At 28.0% G+C, this 1,406-nt stretch carries 2 protein-coding genes; one reads left to right on the plus strand and one right to left on the minus strand.

Features of this window, described 5'->3' with window-relative positions:
- Positions 1 to 258, minus strand: a 258-nt coding sequence (locus E6248_RS16035) for a DUF4003 family protein (RefSeq protein ID WP_316341766.1), incomplete at its 3' end; no start/stop codon positions are given.
- A 167-nt stretch (positions 259 to 425) separates the two neighbouring features.
- On the opposite strand from E6248_RS16035, the gene E6248_RS16040 reads away from it, so the two are divergent.
- Positions 426 to 1,403 (plus strand): MqnA/MqnD/SBP family protein, encoded by a 978-nt coding sequence (locus E6248_RS16040; RefSeq protein ID WP_316341767.1) that lies wholly within the window; start codon positions 426 to 428, stop codon positions 1,401 to 1,403.
- The last annotated feature ends 3 nt before the right edge of the window (positions 1,404 to 1,406 follow it).

Here is a 1,406-nt window from a genome sequence, read left to right on the forward strand (position 1 = left end):
GCTTTCCTCAGGATTATCTAAAATTGATAAATTAACTGCAGTAGTTAATAAATTATTTCCTCTAAAGTTAGATAATGCACTAGAGTTATTTTTAATTATATCTATGCAATTATTAATTTTATCAACATCTGCTTCAAGACCCTTTAGTGTTAATGTTAAGGCATTACATCTTTTAAAAACACCAGCCAAAAAGCTGGATTTAACATTTTCTAAATTGTTACTATTCCTAACTAAAAGATTAACTTTATTTTCTATCATAATTTCAACCCTTTCAATTATTATAAGAATATTATAATTACAAAATTTGTAAATGTCAAACAAGTTACTTCATTAAGGGGTTAACTATACCTTATAAATAAACTGTTTCCCAAATTCTTTATTAATATTAAAAAAATGCTATAATAAATTTATAAGGGGGAATAGACATGAAGAAAAGAAGTAAAATTATAATTAGTTTAATAACACTGTCTATTATGGCATTGTCATTTGTAGGCTGTGCTAAGACAGAAGAAGAGATTGTAAAAACAGATATATCTTTTGTAGCACCTAATGGAGTACCTTCAACTGCAATATCGAAGATGATAAAAGAAAATATTCAAGTTGATAAAAAATATAATATTAATTATTCAATTGAAAATACAGCAGATACTTTAGCTGCATCAGTTATGAAGGGAGAACCGGATATAGCAATAGTTCCATCTAATCTAGCAGCGCAAGCTTATAATAAGGGTTTAGGTTATAAACTTGTAGGGACTACTGGTTTTGGAGCTTTATATTTAATTTCAACTGAAGGTGAAATAGATATTGAGAGCTTAAGTGGTAAGGAAGTATATAACATTGGTAATGGACTAACTCCAGATATAGTTTTTAAAGCTTTATTAAAAGAACTTAATATTAATGATGTTACATATAGTTATGTAGGTGGGGCAACAGAACTTGCACCAGCCATATTAGGTGGAAAAGCAAAATATGCAGTGGTTCCTGAACCGGCATTAACTACTATACTAAGTAAAAATCAAGATATTAAAGTTATTGGAAGCCTAAATGATATTTGGAAGGAAAAATTTAATAGTGAAAATGGATTTCCACAAGCAAGTCTAATTATTAAAGAAGATTTAATTAGCAATGATAATAAGTTTGTTAAAGAGCTATTAAAAGAAGTAGAAAGTTCAATAAATTGGGTTAATGAAAATAAAAAGGATGCTGCAACTTTCTCTGTAGATAATGGATCACAGGTAGATGTAACTATCCTTGAAAAATCAATTGAAAAAAGTAATATTACTTTTGTGCCATCACAGGATAATAAAGAAGATTATATTAATTATTTTAAGATTCTAGAAGCTGAAAATGCTAAATCAATAGGAGAAAAAGTGCCAGATGAAGAGTTCTTCTATGAAGGATAAAAG

It is taken from the genome of Clostridium sp., from assembly GCF_032552055.1.
Taxonomy (GTDB): Bacteria; Bacillota; Clostridia; order Clostridiales; family Clostridiaceae; genus Clostridium.